This is a genomic window from Roseomonas fluvialis, assembly GCF_022846615.1.
In the GTDB taxonomy this organism is placed as follows: Bacteria; Pseudomonadota; Alphaproteobacteria; order Acetobacterales; family Acetobacteraceae; genus Neoroseomonas; species Neoroseomonas fluvialis.
The window spans coordinates 1276765-1296379 of sequence record NZ_AP025637.1; the positions used below are offsets into that span (position 1 = coordinate 1276765).

19 protein-coding genes are annotated in these 19615 nt (G+C 70.0%); 12 read left to right on the top strand and 7 right to left on the bottom strand.

Translation table 11 applies throughout. From position 1 onward, the window contains the following. The first annotated feature begins 53 nt into the window (after positions 1 to 53). Positions 54 to 752, top strand: coding sequence for an alpha/beta fold hydrolase (locus MWM08_RS06245; protein ID WP_244458600.1), 699 nt, complete (start codon positions 54 to 56; stop codon positions 750 to 752). Between the two features lie 6 nt (positions 753 to 758). Here the strand turns inward: MWM08_RS06245 and MWM08_RS06250 are convergent, their stop codons facing one another. Together MWM08_RS06250 and MWM08_RS06255 are read right to left on the bottom strand one after the other, a co-directional pair. Continuing rightward, a complete protein-coding gene (locus MWM08_RS06250) occupies positions 759 to 1724 on the bottom strand; it encodes a Bug family tripartite tricarboxylate transporter substrate binding protein (protein ID WP_244458601.1) in 966 nt (321 codons plus the stop codon). Positions 1725 to 1726: 2 nt separating this feature from the next. Beyond that, complete coding sequence (locus tag MWM08_RS06255) at positions 1727 to 2680, bottom strand: ATP-grasp domain-containing protein (RefSeq protein WP_244458602.1); 954 nt, start codon at positions 2678 to 2680, stop codon at positions 1727 to 1729. A gap of 214 nt (positions 2681 to 2894) precedes the next feature. On the opposite strand from MWM08_RS06255, the gene MWM08_RS06260 reads away from it, so the two are divergent. The 7 genes from MWM08_RS06260 to parE all read left to right on the top strand — a co-directional run bounded on the left by MWM08_RS06260 (position 2895) and on the right by parE (position 10325). Then, positions 2895 to 3284, top strand: a complete 390-nt coding sequence (locus MWM08_RS06260; protein ID WP_244458603.1) for a PH domain-containing protein — start codon at positions 2895 to 2897, stop codon at positions 3282 to 3284. 61 nt (positions 3285 to 3345) lie between these two features. Then, positions 3346 to 4272 (top strand): DUF817 domain-containing protein, encoded by a 927-nt coding sequence (locus MWM08_RS06265; RefSeq protein WP_244458604.1) that lies wholly within the window; start codon positions 3346 to 3348, stop codon positions 4270 to 4272. Beyond that, a complete protein-coding gene (locus tag MWM08_RS06270) occupies positions 4272 to 5858 on the top strand; it encodes an MFS transporter (protein WP_244458605.1) in 1587 nt (528 codons plus the stop codon). Before MWM08_RS06265 ends, MWM08_RS06270 begins: the two co-directional genes overlap by 1 nt. Positions 5859 to 5913: 55 nt before the next feature. Next, positions 5914 to 6411 carry a DNA starvation/stationary phase protection protein Dps gene (gene dps / locus MWM08_RS06275; protein WP_244458606.1) on the top strand — a complete coding sequence of 166 codons (498 nt, stop codon included), beginning with the start codon at positions 5914 to 5916 and terminating at the stop codon, positions 6409 to 6411. Between the two features lie 93 nt (positions 6412 to 6504). Next, entirely contained in the window at positions 6505 to 7158 is a 654-nt protein-coding gene (locus tag MWM08_RS06280) for a putative adhesin (RefSeq protein ID WP_244458607.1), read from the top strand. Positions 7159 to 7172: 14 nt separating this feature from the next. Further along, positions 7173 to 8099: an SH3 domain-containing protein gene (locus MWM08_RS06285; RefSeq protein ID WP_244458608.1), complete on the top strand. Its 927-nt coding sequence runs from the start codon at positions 7173 to 7175 to the stop codon at positions 8097 to 8099. A 231-nt stretch (positions 8100 to 8330) separates the two neighbouring features. Further along, positions 8331 to 10325 (top strand): DNA topoisomerase IV subunit B, encoded by a 1995-nt coding sequence (parE, locus tag MWM08_RS06290; protein WP_244458609.1) that lies wholly within the window; start codon positions 8331 to 8333, stop codon positions 10323 to 10325. Positions 10326 to 10592: 267 nt separating this feature from the next. On the opposite strand, the gene MWM08_RS06295 is transcribed toward parE, so the two are convergent. Beyond that, positions 10593 to 11732, bottom strand: coding sequence for an acyl-CoA dehydrogenase family protein (locus MWM08_RS06295; RefSeq protein WP_244458610.1), 1140 nt, complete (start codon positions 11730 to 11732; stop codon positions 10593 to 10595). Between the two features lie 114 nt (positions 11733 to 11846). Here MWM08_RS06295 and MWM08_RS06300 point away from each other — a divergent pair, with 114 nt between their 5' ends. Further along, the gene (locus tag MWM08_RS06300; RefSeq protein WP_244458611.1) at positions 11847 to 12566 is read left to right on the top strand and encodes a winged helix-turn-helix transcriptional regulator; all 720 of its coding nucleotides are present in this window, start codon (positions 11847 to 11849) and stop codon (positions 12564 to 12566) included. Between the two features lie 91 nt (positions 12567 to 12657). On the opposite strand, the gene MWM08_RS06305 is transcribed toward MWM08_RS06300, so the two are convergent. Then, the gene (locus MWM08_RS06305) at positions 12658 to 13044 is read right to left on the bottom strand and encodes a helix-turn-helix domain-containing protein (RefSeq protein WP_244458612.1); all 387 of its coding nucleotides are present in this window, start codon (positions 13042 to 13044) and stop codon (positions 12658 to 12660) included. 362 nt (positions 13045 to 13406) lie between these two features. On the opposite strand from MWM08_RS06305, the gene MWM08_RS06310 reads away from it, so the two are divergent. Beyond that, positions 13407 to 14567, top strand: a complete 1161-nt coding sequence (locus tag MWM08_RS06310) for an aminotransferase class V-fold PLP-dependent enzyme (protein WP_244458613.1) — start codon at positions 13407 to 13409, stop codon at positions 14565 to 14567. A gap of 61 nt (positions 14568 to 14628) precedes the next feature. On the opposite strand, the gene glnA is transcribed toward MWM08_RS06310, so the two are convergent. Further along, positions 14629 to 16068, bottom strand: coding sequence for a type I glutamate--ammonia ligase (gene glnA, locus MWM08_RS06315; protein ID WP_244458614.1), 1440 nt, complete (start codon positions 16066 to 16068; stop codon positions 14629 to 14631). A 203-nt stretch (positions 16069 to 16271) separates the two neighbouring features. Continuing rightward, the gene (locus tag MWM08_RS06320; protein WP_198370543.1) at positions 16272 to 16610 is read right to left on the bottom strand and encodes a P-II family nitrogen regulator; all 339 of its coding nucleotides are present in this window, start codon (positions 16608 to 16610) and stop codon (positions 16272 to 16274) included. A gap of 312 nt (positions 16611 to 16922) precedes the next feature. On the opposite strand from MWM08_RS06320, the gene MWM08_RS06325 reads away from it, so the two are divergent. After that, positions 16923 to 18140, top strand: a complete 1218-nt coding sequence (locus MWM08_RS06325; RefSeq protein ID WP_244458615.1) for an aminotransferase — start codon at positions 16923 to 16925, stop codon at positions 18138 to 18140. A gap of 768 nt (positions 18141 to 18908) precedes the next feature. Next, positions 18909 to 19202: a hypothetical protein gene (locus MWM08_RS06330; RefSeq protein ID WP_244458616.1), complete on the top strand. Its 294-nt coding sequence runs from the start codon at positions 18909 to 18911 to the stop codon at positions 19200 to 19202. Between the two features lie 104 nt (positions 19203 to 19306). Here the strand turns inward: MWM08_RS06330 and MWM08_RS06335 are convergent, their stop codons facing one another. After that, positions 19307 to 19549, bottom strand: a complete 243-nt coding sequence (locus MWM08_RS06335; RefSeq protein WP_244458617.1) for a DUF3297 family protein — start codon at positions 19547 to 19549, stop codon at positions 19307 to 19309. Positions 19550 to 19615: the final 66 nt, after the last annotated feature.

The following is a 19615-nucleotide window of genomic DNA, read 5'->3' on the forward strand; positions in this document are numbered from 1 at the left end:
CCGCCTCTCCGGCCGCGTGGACGGCGGCGGGGCGCAGCGGTAACACCGCCGCCATGACCGACACTCCCGCCCTGCTGCTGCTGCCCGGCCTGCTGTGCGATGCCCGGCTGTGGCGCGACCAGGTGGCCGCGATGGCGCCGCTGGCCCGCCCGGTGGTGGCGGACCTGACCCTGGATGACCGGGTGGGGGCCATGGCGGCGCGCGCGCTGGCCGCGACCGAAGGCCCCTTCGCGCTGGCCGGCCTGTCCATGGGGGGGTACGTTGCGCTCGAGATCCTGCGCGCCGCACCGGGGCGGGTGACGCGCCTCGCGCTGCTCGACACCTCCGCGCGGCCGGACACCGAGGACCAGACACGCCGTCGCCGCGGGCTGATCGCGCTGTCGCGCTCGGGCCAGTTCCGCGGCGTGACGCCGCGGCTACTGCCGCAACTGATCCATCCCTCGCGCCTCGACACGCCACTCGCCGAGGAGGTGATGGCCATGGCCGAGCGTGTTGGCCAGGCCGCCTTTCTGCGCCAGCAGGAGGCCATCATGCACCGCCCCGACTCGCGTCCGTACCTGCCGCGCATCGCGGTGCCCACGCTGGTCGGCGTGGGCGCGGAGGATGCCCTGACCCCGCCGCATCTGGCCGAGGAGATGGCCGCGCTGATCCCGGGCGCGCGGCTGCGCCGCTTCACCCATGCCGGCCACCTGCCGACCATGGAGACGCCCGAGGCGGTGAATGCCGCGCTGGCGGCCTGGCTGGTCGCCTAACCGGCGCTATTCGAGGGTGATGCCGACCTCGCGCACCAGCGCGCCCCATCGCGCATCCTCGGCCGCGATGCGCGCGGCCAAAGCAGCCCGGCCGGAGGCGGCGGGCTCGGCGCCGATGGCGCGGAAGCGTGCGGGCAGGTCGGAATCGGCCATGGCCTCGGCCACCGCGGCCTCGATTCGGGCAGCAAGGGGCTCCGGCAGGCCGGCCGGCGCGCCCACGGCGATCCAGGACAGCGCCTCGAAGCCGGGATAGGTGGCGGCGACCGGCGGCAGGCCGGGCGCCTGCGCAATCGGTTGCAGCGACGTGACGGCAATGCCGCGCGCCAGGCCGCCCGCCAGCGTGGCGCGCGCGGTCGGGATGCCATCCACCAGCACCAGCACGCGCCCGGCGATCAGGTCGCGCTGAGCCTCGGGGCTGCCGCGGTAATGCACGAATTCGCAGCGCGCGCCGATCTCGCGCATCAGCCAGGCGGCGGCGAGGTGCGGCACCACGCCCGCCCCGCCGGTGCCACAGAGCGGCGGCTGCGGCAGCGCGCGCACCCAGTCGGCGAAGCCTGCCAGCGTCTCGGCGGGCACCGAGGGATGCACCAACAGCACGCCGGGAAACGACGCGAAATGGCTGATCGGCGTGAAGTCGCGCGCCGGATCGAAGCCGAGGTCGCGATACAGGTGCCGGTTGATCGCGACCGTCGCCGCCAGCAGCGTGCCGAGCGTCGCGCCATCGGGCGCGGCCCGCGCCAGCGCCGCGGCGGCCAGGTTGCCGGCGGCACCGGGTCGGTTCTCGACCACGATGGCGCGGCCGAGCAGCGGCGACAGGCGCTCGGCCAGCAGGCGCGTGAGCATGTCCGGCCCGCTGCCGGCGGGCAGGCCGACCAGCCAGCGGATCGGGCGGGTGTCGCGCGGGGCTTCCTGCGCGGCAGCCGGCGCGGCGATCGCGGCCGCGGCGATGGCGGCCAGCAGCAGGCGCCGCATGGTCAGGCCGCCTGCGCCGCGCGCGGGAGCAATGCGGCCAGGTGCCGCGCCACCGCCAGCGGCGCCGAGACGCCGGCGCGGCGCTCCGCCTCGGGGTTGTAATTGGTGTTGGTATTGACGTCGTAGGCGAAGGTCTCGCCGGCCGCGTCGGTGATGAACTCGATCGCGCCGACGCCGACGCCATTGGCCGCCAGGACGGCCTCCATGCGCGGGATCAGCGGGTGGGTGAAGCCGTCCAGGATCCGGAACTTGTCGCCCGGCGCGACGGCGGGGCAGGCGGCACCCTCGGGCAGCGCGCAGGCATCCGCCGGGCAAAGCTCGAAGCCCTCGGAGGTATCCACCCGCACGGCATAGACGAACTTGCTGCCCACGAATTCCGCGCGGGTGATGAAGGGCTGCGGCGCGGCGATGTAGCGCTGCGCCAGCCAGATGCCGTCGCGCGGGAAGGCGTGCGGGTCCTCGCTGGCAGCGATGCGCGCCACCGCTTCCTCGAGCGCCGCGGCCGATTGCACCAATTGCACGCCGAGGCCCTTGCCGGCCCGGTTGTGCTTCAGGATCAGCGGGAAGCCGATGCGCGCGGCGGCCTCGCGGATGTGCTGTTCACCCACCACCGCCACGGTCGGTGGCGTCGGGATGCCGAAGGCGGCCAGCGCCTCGTATTGCGCAACCTTGGACAGTTCCAGCTGCAGCGCACGCCGCCCGTTCACCACGACGCGCCCGTGGCGCTCCAGCCATTCGATCACCGCCCCCGCATATTCCGGCGCGTAGACATGCCCGCGCGTGTGGGAGGAGGCGGACATGCGATTCCAGAACACGCCCTCGGGCGGCGGCTGCGTCAGGTCGAGCAGCCCGCGGTCGAGAAACCACTCCTCATAGGGCGCGCGCAGCGCGGCGAAGGCGTCGCGGAAGGGCGCGAGCCAGGCGTCGTTCTCGTGGATGACATGGATCTTGGGCATGGCGGCGGTCCAGGCGAGGAGGGTTCAGGCTGTATTGAGAAAAAACATTCCAAACGCCTGGCGACAACCCCTATGGAGAAGAAAGAAATTTCTTCTCATGTAGCCCAGGCAGCCGCAAACCGCTGCCTGATGCCGCCGATGGCGCGCCAATCCCTTCCCCGTTGCCCGCTGCCGCGCCAGCCCGTAATGCGATGGAAGACGCAGGGAAGCCCGCATGTCCGAAACAATCCTCCTCGAGACGCGTGAGACCAAACGCTCCTACGGGCCGGTCTGGTTGGTGCTGGGCGTGCTGATGCTGGGCCTGCCCTTCCTCGGCCGGCAGCGCATCCGCCTGACCAATGAACGCATCACCGTCGTCTCCGGCTTCTGGACCAAGGTGCGCGACGACATCGAGATCTTCCGCATCCGCGACGTGGTGGTGAAGCAGAGCCTGTATCAGCGCCTGCTGGGCATCGGCGACGTGGTGGTGAAGTCGATGGAAGGCCGCACCGAGGAACTGCACGTCCTGCGCGGCGTGCCCGACCCGGTGGCCGTCAGCGAGCACATCCGCAACCTGTGGAACCGTGCGGCACGCCCGGCAGGGCCGGCGACCACGCTCGACTGATCACGCTGAAGCGCGCACGCGCCATGCGCCCGCCGCAAAGCGCGGGGCATGGTCCGCCTGCATGACTGACAGCGCCGCTTCCGCCTGGCCGCCGATCGCGCGCTTCATTGCGGCCGAGCGGCGCCTGTCCGCGCGTGCCGTGCGGGCCGGGCCGGTCGCGGCGGGGTTCTACGAATTCCTGCGCTTCGGTGCGAAGCAGGGCTGGGCCTGCCTGTTCGGGGGCGCGCTGCTGGCACTGCTGGTCGCCACCCACCTGTTCTACCCGCGCGAGTCCTGGCTGCCGCGCTACGATTTCCTCCTCGTCGCGTGCATCGGGATCCAGGCCGCGCTGCTCGCGCTGCGCATGGAGACGCTCGACGAAGCGCGCGTCATCCTGGTCTTCCACGTGGTCGGCACGGCCATGGAGGTGTTCAAGACCGCCGTGGGGTCCTGGAGCTACCCGGAATTCTCCTACCTGCGGATTGGCGGCGTGCCGTTGTTCACCGGGTTCATGTACGCCGCCGTCGGGTCCTACGTCGCGCGCGCCTGGCGGCTGTTCGACTTCCGCTTCACGCGCCACCCGCCCGCCTGGGCGGTGCTGGTGCTGGGGGCGGCGATCTACGTGAACTTCTTCACCCACCACTACACCTGGGATGCGCGCTGGGTGCTGTTCGCCGCGGCGGGCGTTATGTTCGGCCGGTGCCGGATCTGGTTCCGCCCCTGGCGCCGCTACCGCTGGATGCCGCTGCTGGTCGGCTTCGGCCTGGTCGCGCTGTTCATCTGGTTCGCCGAGAACCTCGGCACCTTCGCCGGCGTCTGGCTGTACCCGCACCAGCGCGGCGGCTGGTCGATGGTGCCGCCGGCGAAGTTCGGCGCCTGGTTCCTGCTCATGCTGCTGTCATATGCCCTGGTGTTTGCGCTGCATGAGGGCAGGGGCGCGGTGCGCGCGCCGCCGCCACGCGCAAAGATGGCTTTCCCCAGCGCGCGCGCCTCTGCCACGGTGCGGTGATGCCCGCCGCCTTCGCGCCCTTCCGCCACCCGGCCTTCCGCATGCTCTGGTGGGCGAACCTCGCGGCCAATATCGGGCTATGGGTGCAGAACACCGGCGCGGGCTGGATGATGACCAGCCTCGATCCTTCGCCGGTCATGGTCTCGCTGGTGCAGGCGGCGTCGATGCTGCCGGTCTTCCTGCTGGCGCTGCCGGCGGGCGCGCTGGCCGACATCATCGACCGGCGCGTCTACCTCATCGGCGCGCAGGCCTGGGTGCTGTCGATGGCCGCACTGCTGGCGGTGCTGACCTGGGCGGGCGTGCTCGGCCCCTGGGGGCTGCTGGTGCTGACCTTCTGCATTGGCATGGGAAATGCGCTGAACTTCCCCGCCTGGGCCGCCACCACGCCCGAACTGGTCCCGCGCGAGGATTTGGTGCAGGCCATCGCGCTGAACGGGATCGGCTTCAACCTCTCGCGCGCCGTGGGGCCGGCGATCGGCGGCTTTGCCATCGCCATGGCGGGCACCGAGGCGGCCTTCGCGCTGAACGCCGTCTGCTTCCTGGTGCTGCTGCTCGCGTTGGTGTTCTGGAAGCGCGAGGCACCGCGCAGCGCCTTGCCGCCCGAACACTTCCTGGGTGCCATGCGCGCCGGTCTGCGCTTCGTGGCGGCCAGCCCCGCGATGCGCGCGACCATCCTGCGCGCCTGCGTGTTCTTCTTCTTCACCGCGGCGGTGTGGGGGATGCTGCCGCTGGTGGTGCGCGGGCGGCTCGGACTGGGGCCGGAGGCCTATGGCATCATGCTCGGCGTGATGGGCGTGGGCGCCGTCGCGACCGGTTTCGCCATGCCGGCGCTGCGTACGCGCCTGCCCACGCGCTCGGCCATGGTGACCGCCTTTTCGCTGGTTTCGGCGGCGGCGTTGGCGCTGCTCGGCGTCTCGGGGCATTGGCTGCCGGCCGCGGTGTCGATGCTGCTGTTCGGTGCCGGCTGGCTGGGTGCGGCCAGCACGCTGCAGGCCGCGGCGCAATTCGCCACGCCGGCCTGGGTGCGGGCACGCGCCATCGGCATCTACCAGCTGTGCTTCTTCGGCGCGATGACGCTGGGCGCGGTGCTGTGGGGCTGGGCCGGGGCGAGCCTCGGTATCCAGCCGGCGCTGCTGGCCGCGGCCGGCGCGGCGGTGGCTTGCGCGATCCTGGTGCGCGGCTGGCCGCTCGATTCCCAACCGGCGACCGAAGCCCCCGCCGTGCCCATGCCGCGGCCCGAAGCGCCGGACGAATCGCTCCGCGATGCGCTGGCCGGCGACAGCGGGCGCGTGCTCGAGGTCGTCCGCTACACCGTGGATCCGGCCGACCGCGAGGCCTTCCTGGCCGCGATGCGCGAGGCGCGGCGCGTGCGGCTGCGCTCCGGCGCCCTGGCCTGGCGGCTGCTCGAGGATGTCGCGCATCCCGAACGCTGGATCGAACTCTGGGCCGTCGAATCCTGGACCGAGCACCTGCGCGAGGCCGGGCGCCTCGATGCTGCCGACCGCGCCGTGCTGGCCCGCGCCGCCGGCTTCCAGAGCGGCGATGCGGCGCCCGAGGCGGCGCGCTACCTGGCCGTGCTGCCGTGACGCGCGCGCCCCGCCACTCCATATTCTGACGACACTGGAAAGGAGCGAAGACACCATGGCCAAGCCCAAGCCCGGCAAGATCGCGGCGACGCGCAACGACCTCGGCGCCAATGTGCGCGAGGCGTCGGTCGGTGTGCTGAACGCCGCCCTGGCGGATACGATGGATCTGACCAACGGCGTGCGCATGGCGCATTGGACCGTGCGCGGCCCGCAATTCGCCGCGCTGCACGCGTTGTTCGAAACCTTCTACGACCAGCTCGGCGAGGCGACCGACGACCTGGCGGAACGCGTGGTGCAGCTGGGCGGCACGCCGGACGGCACGACGCAGCTGGTTGGCGAGAAGTCCCGCCTGCCGCCGTATCCGCCCGGGCTGCGCGACGGCATGGACCACGTGAAGGCGCTGGCCGACCGCTACGCGGCGCTGGCTGCGACGGTGCGCGCTGGCATCGACACCACCGGCGATGCCGGGGATGCCGATACGGCGGATCTGCTGACCGGCCTGTCCCGCACGCTCGACAAGGCGCTGTGGATGCTCGAGGCGCATCTGGGCTGACGCGCCGCACGCCCCGCGGCAGGTGAAGCGTTTCGCTGGCGGACGCGCACCTGCCGTGCTTTTGTTCGCGCACCTCAAGCCGGGGAGCGTGCCATGGGATCGCTGTCATCCGTGTTCCGCAGTTGGAAGCGGCATGTCACCTCCGAGGTGCATCGGCAGCCGAGCATGCAGTGGTCCAACGGCGGTGCGCCGGTCCTGGCCACCACGAATTTCTACATCGTGGGCGACCTGGCCGGTGCCACGGCCTGCTACATCACGGCCCACGGCGGCCTGAGCGATGGCGACTACTATTTCGACAATACCGCCTTCCGCGTGCCGGCCGGCGTGACCATCAATTTCTACCAGCCGCACGGCTACACGCTGGGCTTCCACACCGGCGCGCTGCGCAACAATGCGCCGATCGCCCATGGCGGCACCGACGACCAGAGCTACGGCGCCGGTGCGGATTGCCCGAACTACATGCTGACCAAGGACCAGGGCATGCATGCGGCGGGCGACATGGACACGGCCCGCCGGTTCGACATGACCTACGCCGCGATGCAGGAGATCGTCGAGGAGCAGGACATCGTGATCGTCAGCGTGCGCAATCGCTGGTTCCATGCGGGGGTCACGCTGAAATCCGCGGTCTCCGAGGTGACGTCGGCCGCGCCGGGCATCACGACCTTCAACTGTCTGTTCTGCCGCGTGACCGATGATTCGGGCGATGATCGCTGGAACGCCGTCGGCGGCATGTGGGACCAAGGCTGAGAATGCATCATCGAATGGCGTCAGCCGACCATGCCCCCCGCGGTACGCGCGCGGCCCCCGGCCACCGGGTGCCGACCCGCGCTGCGCTTCTCATGCTCGCGGCGGCGATCGGCATTGCCGGCTGCGCGCCACCGGGCGGCTTCGCCGATGCCGGGGAGGGGTGCAGCAACCAGGTCACCAGCTTCAATGGTGCGGGCGATGCCTTCCTGAGCAGCGGTCAGCAGACCGACCCTGGGCAACTGCCGCGCGGCACCGTCGCCACGAATTTCGGCCGGGCTGCGCCGTCCCCCGCCTCGCCCACCGGGCTCGATGCCGCGCTGGCGCAGGAGAATGCGGAGCTTGACGCCCTGCAGATCGCCTTCGACGCGCTGCTGTATTGCCGCTGGATCGAGGCACGGACGATCCGCGCCGAACTCGCTGCCAGCCGTGTGGCGCGCCCGGCCGCGGAGGCCCGCATGGCGGCACTGCGCGCGCGGCTGCAGCGCGACCTGGCCCGTGCACAGGCGGTGCTGGACGGCCTGGAGCGCCGGGCAGCCGCCCGCGAAGCCACGATCGAGGCCGCGGCGCCAGGCACCCGCGCGGCCGCACAGGCGGCCCGGGGCACTGGCGCGACGCGCCGCGTGGTGGCTGCCGCGACCGTGCCACTGCGCCTGCGCCCGGAGGCGGGCGCGCCTGAGATCGGCCGCGTTCCGGCCGGCCAGGCGGTGCAGGTCCGCCCGGCGCAGTCGGGTTTCGCGCTGGTCGAAGGGCAGGGCGGGCTGCGGGGCTATGCGCCCTCCGGCGCGTTCCAGATCGCCGAGCGCGCGGCGGCGGTGGCAGGCGGGCCCGGCGGGCCGGTGCGGCTGCTGGCCGCGACCAACCTCGCCAAGCGCGACAACTTCGCCGAAAGCCTGGGCTTGGCGCGTGAGGCGGCGGTCTCGGGCTTCGAAATCGCGACGTAGGTTCTTGCCCTCAGGCGGCGGGCGCCGGCCGTCCGGCCGGCATGCCTGCGTGCCGTGCACGGGTCCGTTGGCGGCGGCGGGCGGGCTGGACACGGTCGCGCTGTGCGCACCCGGCCCGCGATGCGGGCCGCAGGTGAAGCGGGGGCGCACCGATGTGATGGCGCGAATCGCCCGCCGCGTTGTTTCCCGGGCCGGCCCTGGCTATTCTCGCCGGCCATAGGGGAACAAGACATGAACGACCTGTTCGGCCGTGGCGGCGCGCGCAAGGGCGCCCCCGCGGTCGCCGGCGCGCAGGGCGACGGCTATTCCGCCAAGGATATCGAGGTGCTGGAGGGGCTCGAACCCGTCCGCCGGCGCCCCGGCATGTATATCGGCGGCACCGACGAGAACGCGCTGCACCACCTGGCGGCCGAGGTCCTAGACAACGCCATGGACGAGGCCGTGGCCGGCCATGCCGACCGGATCGAGGTCACGCTCGAACCCGGCAACTGGATCTGCGTGCGCGACAATGGCCGTGGCATCCCGGTGGACCCGCATCCGAAGTTCCCGAAGCTGAGCGCGCTCGAGGTCATTCTCACCACGCTGCATTCGGGCGGGAAGTTCTCCGGCAAGGCCTACGACACCTCGGGCGGCCTGCATGGCGTTGGTTCGTCGGTCGTGAATGCGCTGGCGGCACGGCTTGATGTCGAGGTGGCGCGCGACCGCACGCTGTTCACGCAGTCCTACGAACGCGGCAAGCCGGTCACGAAGCTCAAGAATGCCGGCCCCGTGCAGAACCGCCGCGGCACCCTGATCCGCTTCCAGCCCGACCCGGAGATTTTTGGCGCGCAAGAGTTCAAGGCGACGCGGCTGTACCGGCTGTGCCGGTCCAAGGCCTACCTGTTCCGGGGCGTCGAGATCCGCTGGTCCTGCGACGCGTCGCTGATCAAGGACGATACCCCCGCCCAGGCGGTACTGCACTTTCCAGGCGGGCTGCAGGACTTCCTGGCCTCCGCCATCGAAGGCCAGGCCGCCGTGGTGCCCGCTCCCTGGGCTGGCGATGCGGGGTTCCCCGACGGCGCCGGCCGCGTCGAATGGGCCGCAACCTGGCTCGAACGCGGCGACGGTTTCCTGAACACCTACGCCAACACCATCCCGACACCGCAGGGCGGCACGCATGAAGCGGGTTTCCGCGCCGCGCTGGTGAAGGGGCTGCGGGCCTATGGCGAACTGAAGAAGGAAAAACGCGCCGCCGCCGTCACCGCCGAGGACCTGTTCGGCGGCGTGGCGGGCATGTTGAGCGTGTTCGTGCGCGAACCGCAGTTCCAGGGCCAGACCAAGGACAAGCTCACCAGCCCGGAAGCCGCGCGGCTGGTCGAGGGCGCGCTGCGCGACCATTTCGACCATTGGCTGGCGGGCGACCCGGCGCGCGCCGACAACCTGCTGGCCTTCGCGATCGAACGCGCCGAGGACCGGCTGCGCCGCCGTGCCGAGAAGGACACGCCGCGCAAGACCGCGACGCGCAAGTTGCGCCTGCCCGGCAAGCTGTCGGACTGCTCGCGCGAAAGCGCCGAGGGCACCGAGCTGTTCCTGGTGGAGGGCGACTCCGCCGGCGGGTCCGCCAAGCAGGCGCGCGACCGCGAGACCCAGGCGGTGCTCCCGCTGCGCGGCAAGATCCTGAACGTCGCGTCCGCCACCACCGAAAAGCTGCGCCAGAACCAGGAACTCAAGGACCTGATCGAGGCGCTGGGCTGCGGTGTGGGCGATCGCTTCGACATCGCGAAGCTGCGCTACGGCCGCGTGGTCATCATGACCGACGCCGACGTGGACGGCGCCCACATCGCCGCCTTGCTGATGACCTTCTTCTACAAGGAACTCCCGGAACTGGTGCGCCAGGGCCGCGTGTTCCTGGCGCAGCCGCCGCTCTATCGGCTGCAGGCCGGCGGTGTCTCGGTCTACGCCATGGACGATGCCGACCGCGAGCGCGTGCTCAAGAAGCGCTTCAAGGCGAACCAGAAGGTCGAGGTCAGCCGCTTCAAGGGGCTCGGCGAAATGCCGCCGGCGGCGCTGAAGGAAACCACCATGGACCCGAAGAAGCGCACGCTGCTGCGCGTGGTCCTGCCGGCGGAAGACCGCGCCTTCACCTCCGAACGCATCGAGGCGCTGATGGGCCGCAAACCGGAACTGCGCTTCCAGTTCATCCAGGAGAACGCGGCGAGCGTGGCGACAGAGGCGCTCGACGCGTGAGGGCGTGCTGCGGGAGGGCTCTGCCCTCCCGGACCCACGCGGGCTCCCATCGCAGATTCGTCCATCAGCGATGGGTCCCGACGCCGGGGGCATGCGTGCCCCCGGACCCGCGGAAACGATGGGCCAGTTTGGTGCAGGGGCTCGTTGGTGCGCCTCGCGCGACCGGCGCGCCATGCCCCTCCACCAGATCGGCCCTCTGACCCCAGGGTCTGGGAGGCGGTTGCCTCCCAGCGGGGGGGCGGGGGGCTGGCCCCCCGGCGCACGCCATCACCCGTCGATGCCCATCCCCAGCGCCAGGCGGCCGCTGAGTTCCAGTTGCGGCAGTTCCTGCATCTGGTGGAACCGTGCGCCCTGCACGTCGCGGAAGGCGCGTTCGAGTCCGAGGTCGCGGTAGAAGGACGACCCGCCCACAACGTCCATCGCGCGCTCCACCGTCTCGACCGCCGCCTGCGCGGTCAGGGTATGGGCGATGCCGGCGCGGCTGGTGCGCTCGGGTCCTGCGGCCTCGGTCTCGGCGATGCGGATCATCTGCTCGTGCGCGATTTCCGCCTTCATGAAGGCGTTCTCGAGCCGTCCGGTCGCGGTGACCAGTGCCGAGGTCTTCGGCTTGGCGCGCGCGATCTCGAGCGCGCGGGCGCGCGCACCCTCCGCGACGCCGAGATACGCGGCGAAGACCAGCGGGAAGGCCAGTGCGAACACGTGATGGTAGAGCATGTGCCACTTGCCCGGTTCGCGTCGCGCGACGATCGCGGCATCGGGCACGAAGACGTCCTCGAGCACCACGTCATGCGATCCGGTGCCGCGCATGCCGAGCACGCGCCAGGTGTCGAGCCGGCGCACGCCCTCTGCCTTGAAGGGCACGGCGAAGTGCAGCACCTCCGGCCCGCCCGCGGCGTCCTCGTGGCGCGCGCTGGTGACCAGCAGGTCGCCCATCTGGCAGGCGCTGGCGAAGATCTTCTTCGCCGTCACGCGGTAGCCGCCCTCGACCTTCATGGCGCGGCCGTTGCTCGGCAGCCAGTCTGCCGCGCCGCTGGAGATGAGGATGAGGTCCTCCGCCGCGACGCGCTTCAGCAGCCCCTCGACCGGAGCCTTCTCGTGCCGCCAGCGCCAGGCCGGCACCGCGACCAGATGCGAATGCATGGAGAAGGCGAGCGCGGTCGACCCGCAATAGGTGCCCAGGCGCCGGATCGCGCTACAGATGTCGCGGTAGTCGGCGCCGCGCCCGCCCAGTTCCGCCGGCACCAGCGCCTTGAAGAAGCCTGCGGCCTTGAGGGCGCGGAAGCCTTCCTCGACGAAGCTGTCCTCCTCGTCGTGGCGCGCGGTGGTGGCGGCGATCTCGTGGCCGACCTGGTCGGCCAGCGCGATCCAGTCGGTCTTCGGCAGGTCGATCACGGCGGCGTCCGGCATGGTGTCCTCCTGTCCCGGTGCGACGATGGCGCGGACGGTGGCGCTGCACGCAGGCCGCCTTCAAGGACAGAAAATGGACTTGCATTCGCCGCGCGCGCGGCGGGATGGTTCGCCATGCCTGGGTATGGACAATTCTGTCCTGTCGCAAAGACCTGCGAGCTGTTCGCAGAGCGCTGGACGCCCTTGATTGTGCGCGAGTTGTGCTGCGGCCCCGCCCAGTTCAACGATCTGCGTCGCCGCCTGCCGCTGATGTCCAAGACGCTTCTCGCGCAGCGGTTGCGTGACCTGGAGCACAACGGGATCGTCTCGACCACGACCAAGGATTCCGGACACGGGAACATCTATGCGCTGACGCAGGCCGGGGAGGAGTTCCGGCCCATCATTGCGGCGCTCAGCCTGTGGGGTCAGCGGCACACGCAACACATCCTGCGCCCCGAGGATTTCGACCCGCACTTCCTGCTGCAGAGCGTGGTCGGGCAGATCCCGCGCGAAGCCTGCCCGGCAGCGCGCTTCGTCATCCGCTTCGACTTCCGCAACATCCCGGCCGCGCGCACGGCGCAGCGCAGCTGGTGGATCGTGCTGATGCACCCGCACATCGACCTGTGCATGAAGGACCCCGGCCACGCGGTCGACCTCGTGATCGCCGCCGACATCGAGACCTTCACCCGCGCCTGGATGGGCTATCTCGGCCTGGCGGAGGAGACGGCGCGGCGTGGCATCGGCTTCGAGGGGCCGCCGGAGGCGGTGGAACGGGCGAAGGCGCTGATGGGCCTGTTCGACCGCGCGCGCGAGCGGCGCTTCACCTTCGCACCGCCGGAGATGCTGGACGCGTGAAGGCGCTGCCCGGGTTGCGCGCTGCTGCGGAGACTGCCGCGGCGAGGATCGCGGCTGCGACCCTCCCGCGCGGTGTCCGGGGCCAAGCCGGTCAGTGCTGGGTCTGCGCCCCGGCCAGCGCGGCAAGGCGCGCCGAGAGCGTCTGCGCCCAGTCGTCATGCACCTGCTGCACGGCGATGCCGACCTGGTCGGGCACCGCCGCGGCATCGAGCGCGAGATACCAGGCAGAGGGCATGCCGAGCACCGCGCCGAGTCCGATCGCCAGGCGCAGCGTGAGCGGTTCCAGCCCGAGTTCGAGGCGCGACATCCGCCGCTGCGAGATGCCGACGCGCCGCGCCACGTCGGTCGCGGTCAGGCCGAGACGGCGACGGTGGCGGTGCAGCGCGGCGCCGACCTGGCCGTCGAATTCGAGAGCCGCGGCCTCGGCCGTGCTGTCCTGGTCGGCCATCGCGGCCGGGGTGGTGATCTGCTGGGACATCCTGTCTTCCTCTTTCGCGCCTGGCGGCCCTTTGCCGGTCCGGTCCGCCACCAGATGTTGGGGGTCGCCACCGTTCCGGCCGGCAATGAGTGCGCCCGATTCGGCTAAGGAAAGGTGAAAATCCCCGGTGCAGCTGACAAACGCGCCTGACAGGTCGCGTCAATTCAGGTTGACAGTCCTTCGTGATTTCCTGAGCGACACTCGCAATGGCGTCGGCCAAGGCCCTCAAACAGCCGGGATTCAGCTCAGGGCGCGATTCAGCCTTTCCCGCACCGTCCACCTGACGCCGCCGATCAAGGGTCCGGTTCCCCCCGAAAACCGCCTGCACTAGCCTTTGTGTGTCACCCGCGAAGGATCGCCCCATGCTCGCCTGCCAGCGCCATCTCTTCGACATCCCGCGCGAGGTCGCCTACCTCAACGCCGCCGCCTGGTCGCCGCTGCCGCTGGCGGTGCAGGAGGCGGGGCGCGAGGGCGTTGCGCGCAAGGGGCGGCCCTGGGCGCTCGACCCCGGACTCGGCGCCTTCCAGCACGAGCGCTGCCGCACGGCCGCGGCCGCGCTGATCGGCGCGGCGGCGGAGGACGTCGCGCTGGTGTCGTCGGTGTCGTACGGCGTCGCGACGGCCGGCAAGATCTTCGCCCCGCCGGCGGGTACGCGCGTGCTCGTGCTGCAGGACGACCACTCCTCGCCGGTGCTGGAATGGATGGCGCGCGCCGATGCCCAGGGCTTCACCGTGGATACCGTGCCGCGACCCACCGATGGCGACTGGACTGCGGCGGTCGAGGACGCCATCGCGAAGCCTGGCGCGCCGGTCTCGCTGGCCTCGATCTCGAACGTGCACTGGTCGGATGGTGGCGCGATCGACCTGCTGCGCATCGCGCCGTTGCTGCGCGCGAAGGGCGCGGCATTGCTGGTGGATGCGACGCATGGCGCGGGCGTCATGCCGATCGACGTGGCCACGATCGACCCCGACTTCCTGATCTTCCCGACCTACAAGTGGGTGCTCGGCCCCTATGGGCGCGCCTTCCTGTATGTCGCGAAGCGCCGGCAGGACGGCGTGCCGCTCGAACAGACGCCGTTCGGTCGGAAGTCGGTGTCTTCCGAACGCGTGCCGTATTTCGCTGACCTGGCCTATGCGCCGACCGCGCGGCGTTTCGACATGGGCGAGCGCGATCATTTCATCGGCCTGGATATGGCCGCGACCGGCATGGAGATGATGGCGGGCTGGGGCCAGGCGGCCATCGCGGAACGCTGCGCGATGCTGACCGCGCGGCTCGAGGACGGGCTCGCGGCCGCGGGCGCGTTGCTGCCCAAGCGTGCGCTGCGGGCGCCGCATATCCTGTGCGTGGGCTTCCGCGGCGCGATGCCCGCCGGCCTGATCGACGAGATGGCCGCGCTGCACGCCTATGCCGCGCCGCGCCTGGGGCGCATGCGCATCAGCCCGCATGTCTACAACGACGAGGAAGATGTGGATCGCTTCGTCGATGTGTATCGTCGCGTGACGTTGCGCGCGGCGGCGGCGTGAACGAAAAAGCCCCGCCGGATCGCTCCGGCGGGGCCCTTCGTCGCGTCCGACCCGGTGGGGATCAGACGGAGTAGTACATCTCGAACTCGACCGGGTGCGGCGTGTGCTCGAACTTGTACACGTCGGTCCACTTCAGCTCGATGTAGCTCTCGATCTGGTCCTTGCTGAACACGTCGCCGGCCAGCAGGAATTCGTGGTCGGCCGACAGCGCCTCAAGCGCTTCGCGCAGCGAACCGCACACCGTCGGGATGCCCTTCAGCTCCTCGGGCGGCAGGTCGTACAGGTCCTTGTCCATGGCATCGCCCGGATGGATTTTGTGCTTGATCCCATCGAGGCCGGCCATGAGCATCGCCGCGAAGGCCAGGTACGGGTTCGCGGTCGGGTCGGGGAAGCGGACCTCGACGCGCTTGGCCTTCGGGGAGGTCGCATACGGGATGCGGCACGACGCCGAGCGGTTGCGGGCCGAATAGGCCAGCAGCACCGGTGCCTCGAAGCCCGGGATCAGGCGCTTGTAGGAGTTGGTGGACGGGTTCGTGAAGGCGTTCAGCGCCTTGGCGTGCTTGATGATGCCGCCGATGTAGTACAGCGCCATCTCGCTCAGGTCCGCGTAGCCGTTGCCCGCGAACATCGGCTTGCCGGCCTTCCAGATCGACTGGTGCACGTGCATGCCCGAGCCGTTGTCGCCATAGACCGGCTTCGGCATGAAGGTTGCGGTCTTGCCGTAGCTGTGCGCCACGTTGTGCACGCAGTACTTGTAGATCTGCATGAAGTCGGCCTGCTGCACCAGCGGGCCGAACTTGGTGCCGAGCTCATGCTGGGACTGCGCCACCTCGTGGTGGTGCTTCTCGATGGGCAGGCCCATCTCGCCCATGGTCGACAGCATCTCGGCGCGGAGATCCTGCTCGCTGTCCACCGGCGGGACCGGGAAGTAGCCGCCCTTGACCACCGGGCGGTGGCCCATGTTGCCCTCGGGGTAGTCCTTCAGCGACGCCTTCGGCCCCTCGATGCTGTCGAGCTCATAGATGCCGTAGGTGCCGCCGGTGCCGAACTTCACGCTGTCGAACACGAAGAACTCGGCTTCCGGGCCGAAATAGGCGATGTCGCCCAGGCCGGTGGACTTCAGGTATTCCTCGGCCTTCTTGGCGGTGCCACGCGGGTCGCGGTTGTAGCGCTGGCCGGTCGACGGTTCGTAGATGTCGCAGAACAGGATCATCTGCGGCTTGGCCGAGAACGGGTCCATCACCGCCGTGGTCGGGTCGGGCATCAGGATCATGTCGGACTCGTTGATCGCCTTCCAGCCGGCGATCGACGAGCCGTCGAACATGATGCCGTCCTCGAACACGTCCGGGTCGATGGTCGAGACGTGCTGGGCGGTGTGCTGCCACTTGCCGCGCGGGTCCGTGAAGCGGAAGTCCACGTACTCGACGCTGTGCTCCTTGATCATCTCCATCACCTTGGAGACGGCGGCATTTCCGCCGGCGGCGGCGGGCTTCTTGGCCATGATGTGCGGTCCTGTTCCCTGACTGCGAAAACCCCGAAACTGTCTCGCGCCCCGCGGCTTCGGTGGCCCGCGGAACGGCCCGGCTGGCGCCGCGGGTTGCCCCGCAACGCCTCAGTGCGGTCCGGCAGGCGCTGCATCAGCGCCGCGTCCGGACCTTGGTGCCGCCCCCCGCCGAGGGTGGGGGCGGCGAAATCAGCGCGGCGTCAGACGGCGTCCTCGCCGCGTTCGCCGGTGCGGATGCGGATCACCTCGGACACGTCGGAGACGAAGATCTTGCCATCCCCGATGCGGCCCGTGCGCGCCGCCGCCTGGATGGCTTCCACGGCGCGGTCGAGCATGTCGTCGCCGCAGATCACCTCGATCTTCACCTTGGGCAGGAAATCCACGACGTATTCGGCGCCACGGTAGAGCTCCGTGTGCCCCTTCTGGCGGCCGAAGCCCTTGGCCTCGATCACGGTCAGGCCCTGCAGGCCGATCTCGTGCAGCGCGTCCTTCACCTCGTCGAGCTTGAAGGGCTTGATGATGGCCTCGATTTTCTTCATCGGCTCCTGTCCAGCGGCGGCCAACGCCTCGCGGCGCGCTGCCTTTCCTCCCGGTTGTGGTGCCCGGTCCGTTGTTGCCCGTGTGACCCAGTCAGCGGCGCAGGCGAGCCCGAACCGCGCGGGCGGTATTGCACGCGCCATGCCGGGCCAGCAATCGGAGGGCTGGCGGGAAAATCGCGGGAGCGATCCAAGCGGTGCCGATTTTCTGGGCGTGTTGCACCTGAAGCGGGCGGCGGCTGCCGCGACCGTTGCCGCTTCGCCGAACCGGCCCCATAACCTGCGCCTTCCCAGTTCCAGGACGACAGGCCGGCCATGCAGCCGCAGAACGCTCTCCTCTCCGCCACCGGCACCACGATCTTCACGGTCATGTCGGCGCTGGCGAACCAGCACCAGGCGATCAACCTCGGCCAGGGCTTCCCGGACTATGACGGCCCGCCCGACGTGGTGCGCGCCGCCGCGGAGGCGCTGATGGACGGGCGCAACCAGTACCCGCCCATGACCGGCGTGCCGGAACTGCGCGAGGCCGTCGCCGCCCATAACCGCCGCTTCTACGGCATCGACGCCGACGCGAATGCCGAGGTGGTGGTGACCTCGGGCGCGACCGAGGCGATCACCGCCTGCCTGATGGCGGTGTTGAACCCGGGCGACGAATGCGTGCTGATCGAACCGCTCTATGACACCTACCTGCCGGTGGTGAAGCTGCTCGGCGCCATCCCGAAGCTGGTGCGCCTGTCCCCGCCCAAGTGGGAATTGCCGCGCGCCGAACTGGCCGCCGCCTTTGGCCCGAAGACCAAGGCGATCCTGTTCAACACGCCGATGAACCCGACCGGCAAGGTGTTCACCAGTGCCGAACTCGCCTTCATCGCGGACCTGATCGCGCGGCACGACTGCTATGCCATCTGCGACGAGGTGTACGAACACCTGACCTTCGACGGCTGGAAGCATATCCCGCTGATGACGCTGCCGGGCATGCGGGAACGCTGCATGCGCATCGGTTCGGCGGGCAAGACTTTCAGCCTGACCGGCTGGAAGGTGGGCTATGTCACCTGCGACCGGTCGCTGGCGCCCAATGTCGCGAAGGCGCATCAGAACCTGACCTTCACGACGCCGCCGAACCTGCAGCGCGGCGTGGCCGTCGGCCTGGTCAAGGACGATGCGTATTTCGAGGGTTTGTCGTCCCACCTGCAGGCCAAGCGGGACCGCCTGTCGCGTGGCCTCGAACGGCTGGGCTTCGGCGTGCTGCCCACCCAGGGGACCTATTTCATCACCACGGATGTCCGGCCGCTGGGCTGGAACGGCGATGATGTCTCCTTCTGCCGGACGCTGACCGAGGAAGCGAAGGTCACGGCCATCCCGGTTACCGCCTTCTATGCGCCGCGCACCGACACGCATGACGCCAACGATGGCGCACCCAACCACTACGCGCGCTTCGCCTTCTGCAAGGGCGATGCGCTGCTCGACATGGCGCTGGCGCGAATGGAGGCCTGGCTTGCCGCGCGCGGCGCAGGTGCCCGCGCCGCGGCCGGGTAGCACGGGTTGCCGCCGGCCCGACGGGCGGCAAGGGTTCGGCCGGGCGCGGCCCGGCGCGTCGTGAACCGATCATGCTCGCCTGCGTGACCGGGACCTACCGTCGCGCGGCACCGCCGGTGAAGGACGCACACGCCTGTTCGGGCGCGCGCCGGGATGCCTGTTTCAGGCATGGCCTGCGCGGGCCTGGTGCCGAAGGTCCTTTCCGACCGGGCCGGGCATCGCGCCAGGGCGTCTGGCCGGTCGCCGCTATCCGCGCGGCGGCATAGGCTATGCATCGGTCGGACTACATTGGGTTGTGAAGCCTCGGCAGGGCGCAAGTCAGGCTGCGCTCAGCAAGTGGCTGCAGGGTCCGACCGGGGCCAGCATCGTCGCTGCTGTCCGGCGGCATCGCGCGATCGGTCGTGCAGGATCCCGCCGGCGAGGCTGCCGCAGCCGACGGGATCGCCCGCTGGTAGCATTTCCGTGATCTCACCTCGCCCGACCGGGTTCCCGGTGGCGCTGGCACGCGCGGAGGCTGTCCGGCGGAGGGATGTGTCGGGGCCAAAAATCGGCGTCCGGGAGCGCGCGCGTGGTGTCTCGCGCGTATCAATACGCGAGAATCAACATGAATTATTGCTGCATCCGTATGTTGGGGGCGACTGTCCGAGTTATCCACAAAATATGGTACACAAAGAAGGAATACTCAAAAATAAGACAAGTTAAAATATTGCAAACGAACCATCGGCCGTGGTTGTCTCTCGGTGACAGATTGCAACGGGGGTTCACACAATGTCGGATACGGGAATCGTCGATCACCAGCGCGTCCGCGAAGTCTATGGCGACTCGAACTGGTCGCTCGATGGGCGGCTCGCCGTGGCACTCGGCGTCGTCGCCATGCTGATCGGCCTCGGCGCCATCGTCACCGGCGCCTGGATCGCCTACGGGAACAGCGCCGCAGTCTTCCAACTGCCCGGCGGCATGCCGCCCGCCGAGGGCCATACCGTCAGCCTCTATCTGGTGGCCTGCGGCGCCCTGACCTCGCTGCTTGGCGGGTTCAGCATCTACAAGTCGCAGGACATGTGACGGCGGCGCGCCCGCGGCCACCAGGCCGCCCGGGCGCGACCGCACCACCTGCGATTTCCGAGGGGCCGGATACGGGGGGTATCCGGCCCTTCACGCGTTCGGGGTCAGGCCGGCGCACGCAGATAGGGTTCCACCGGCCCGGTCAGCTTCAGGGTCAGGGGCTTGCCGCGGCGGTCTACAGCCTTGCCCATGCTCACCCGCACCCAGCCTTCCGAGACGCAGTATTCCTCGACATTCGTCTTCTCTTGCCCGCGGAAGCGGATGCCCACGCCGCGGCTGAGAAGTTCCTCGTTGAAGTATGGGCTGGCGGGGTCGGTCGAGAGGCGGTCGGGCAGGGTATCGGTCATCGGCTGACGTCTCTGTTGAAGAAGGCGCAAGCGCTACGCCAGCGCGCGTCCCCTGCCAATGGGCAT

What these genes read in the sequence shown, in the direction of transcription:
- MWM08_RS06245 (WP_244458600.1), top strand. Translation starts at nt 54, where the DNA reads ATGACCGACACTCCCGCCCTGCTGCTGCTGCCCGGCCTGCTGTGCGAT.
- MWM08_RS06250 (WP_244458601.1), bottom strand. Translation starts at nt 1,724, where the DNA reads ATGCGGCGCCTGCTGCTGGCCGCCATCGCCGCGGCCGCGATCGCCGCG.
- MWM08_RS06255 (WP_244458602.1), bottom strand. Translation starts at nt 2,680, where the DNA reads ATGCCCAAGATCCATGTCATCCACGAGAACGACGCCTGGCTCGCGCCC.
- MWM08_RS06260 (WP_244458603.1), top strand. Translation starts at nt 2,895, where the DNA reads ATGTCCGAAACAATCCTCCTCGAGACGCGTGAGACCAAACGCTCCTAC.
- MWM08_RS06265 (WP_244458604.1), top strand. Translation starts at nt 3,346, where the DNA reads ATGACTGACAGCGCCGCTTCCGCCTGGCCGCCGATCGCGCGCTTCATT.
- MWM08_RS06270 (WP_244458605.1), top strand. Translation starts at nt 4,272, where the DNA reads ATGCCCGCCGCCTTCGCGCCCTTCCGCCACCCGGCCTTCCGCATGCTC.
- dps (WP_244458606.1), top strand. Translation starts at nt 5,914, where the DNA reads ATGGCCAAGCCCAAGCCCGGCAAGATCGCGGCGACGCGCAACGACCTC.
- MWM08_RS06280 (WP_244458607.1), top strand. Translation starts at nt 6,505, where the DNA reads ATGGGATCGCTGTCATCCGTGTTCCGCAGTTGGAAGCGGCATGTCACC.
- MWM08_RS06285 (WP_244458608.1), top strand. Translation starts at nt 7,173, where the DNA reads ATGGCGTCAGCCGACCATGCCCCCCGCGGTACGCGCGCGGCCCCCGGC.
- parE (WP_244458609.1), top strand. Translation starts at nt 8,331, where the DNA reads ATGAACGACCTGTTCGGCCGTGGCGGCGCGCGCAAGGGCGCCCCCGCG.
- MWM08_RS06295 (WP_244458610.1), bottom strand. Translation starts at nt 11,732, where the DNA reads ATGCCGGACGCCGCCGTGATCGACCTGCCGAAGACCGACTGGATCGCG.
- MWM08_RS06300 (WP_244458611.1), top strand. Translation starts at nt 11,847, where the DNA reads ATGCCTGGGTATGGACAATTCTGTCCTGTCGCAAAGACCTGCGAGCTG.
- MWM08_RS06305 (WP_244458612.1), bottom strand. Translation starts at nt 13,044, where the DNA reads ATGTCCCAGCAGATCACCACCCCGGCCGCGATGGCCGACCAGGACAGC.
- MWM08_RS06310 (WP_244458613.1), top strand. Translation starts at nt 13,407, where the DNA reads ATGCTCGCCTGCCAGCGCCATCTCTTCGACATCCCGCGCGAGGTCGCC.
- glnA (WP_244458614.1), bottom strand. Translation starts at nt 16,068, where the DNA reads ATGGCCAAGAAGCCCGCCGCCGCCGGCGGAAATGCCGCCGTCTCCAAG.
- MWM08_RS06320 (WP_198370543.1), bottom strand. Translation starts at nt 16,610, where the DNA reads ATGAAGAAAATCGAGGCCATCATCAAGCCCTTCAAGCTCGACGAGGTG.
- MWM08_RS06325 (WP_244458615.1), top strand. Translation starts at nt 16,923, where the DNA reads ATGCAGCCGCAGAACGCTCTCCTCTCCGCCACCGGCACCACGATCTTC.
- MWM08_RS06330 (WP_244458616.1), top strand. Translation starts at nt 18,909, where the DNA reads ATGTCGGATACGGGAATCGTCGATCACCAGCGCGTCCGCGAAGTCTAT.
- MWM08_RS06335 (WP_244458617.1), bottom strand. Translation starts at nt 19,549, where the DNA reads ATGACCGATACCCTGCCCGACCGCCTCTCGACCGACCCCGCCAGCCCA.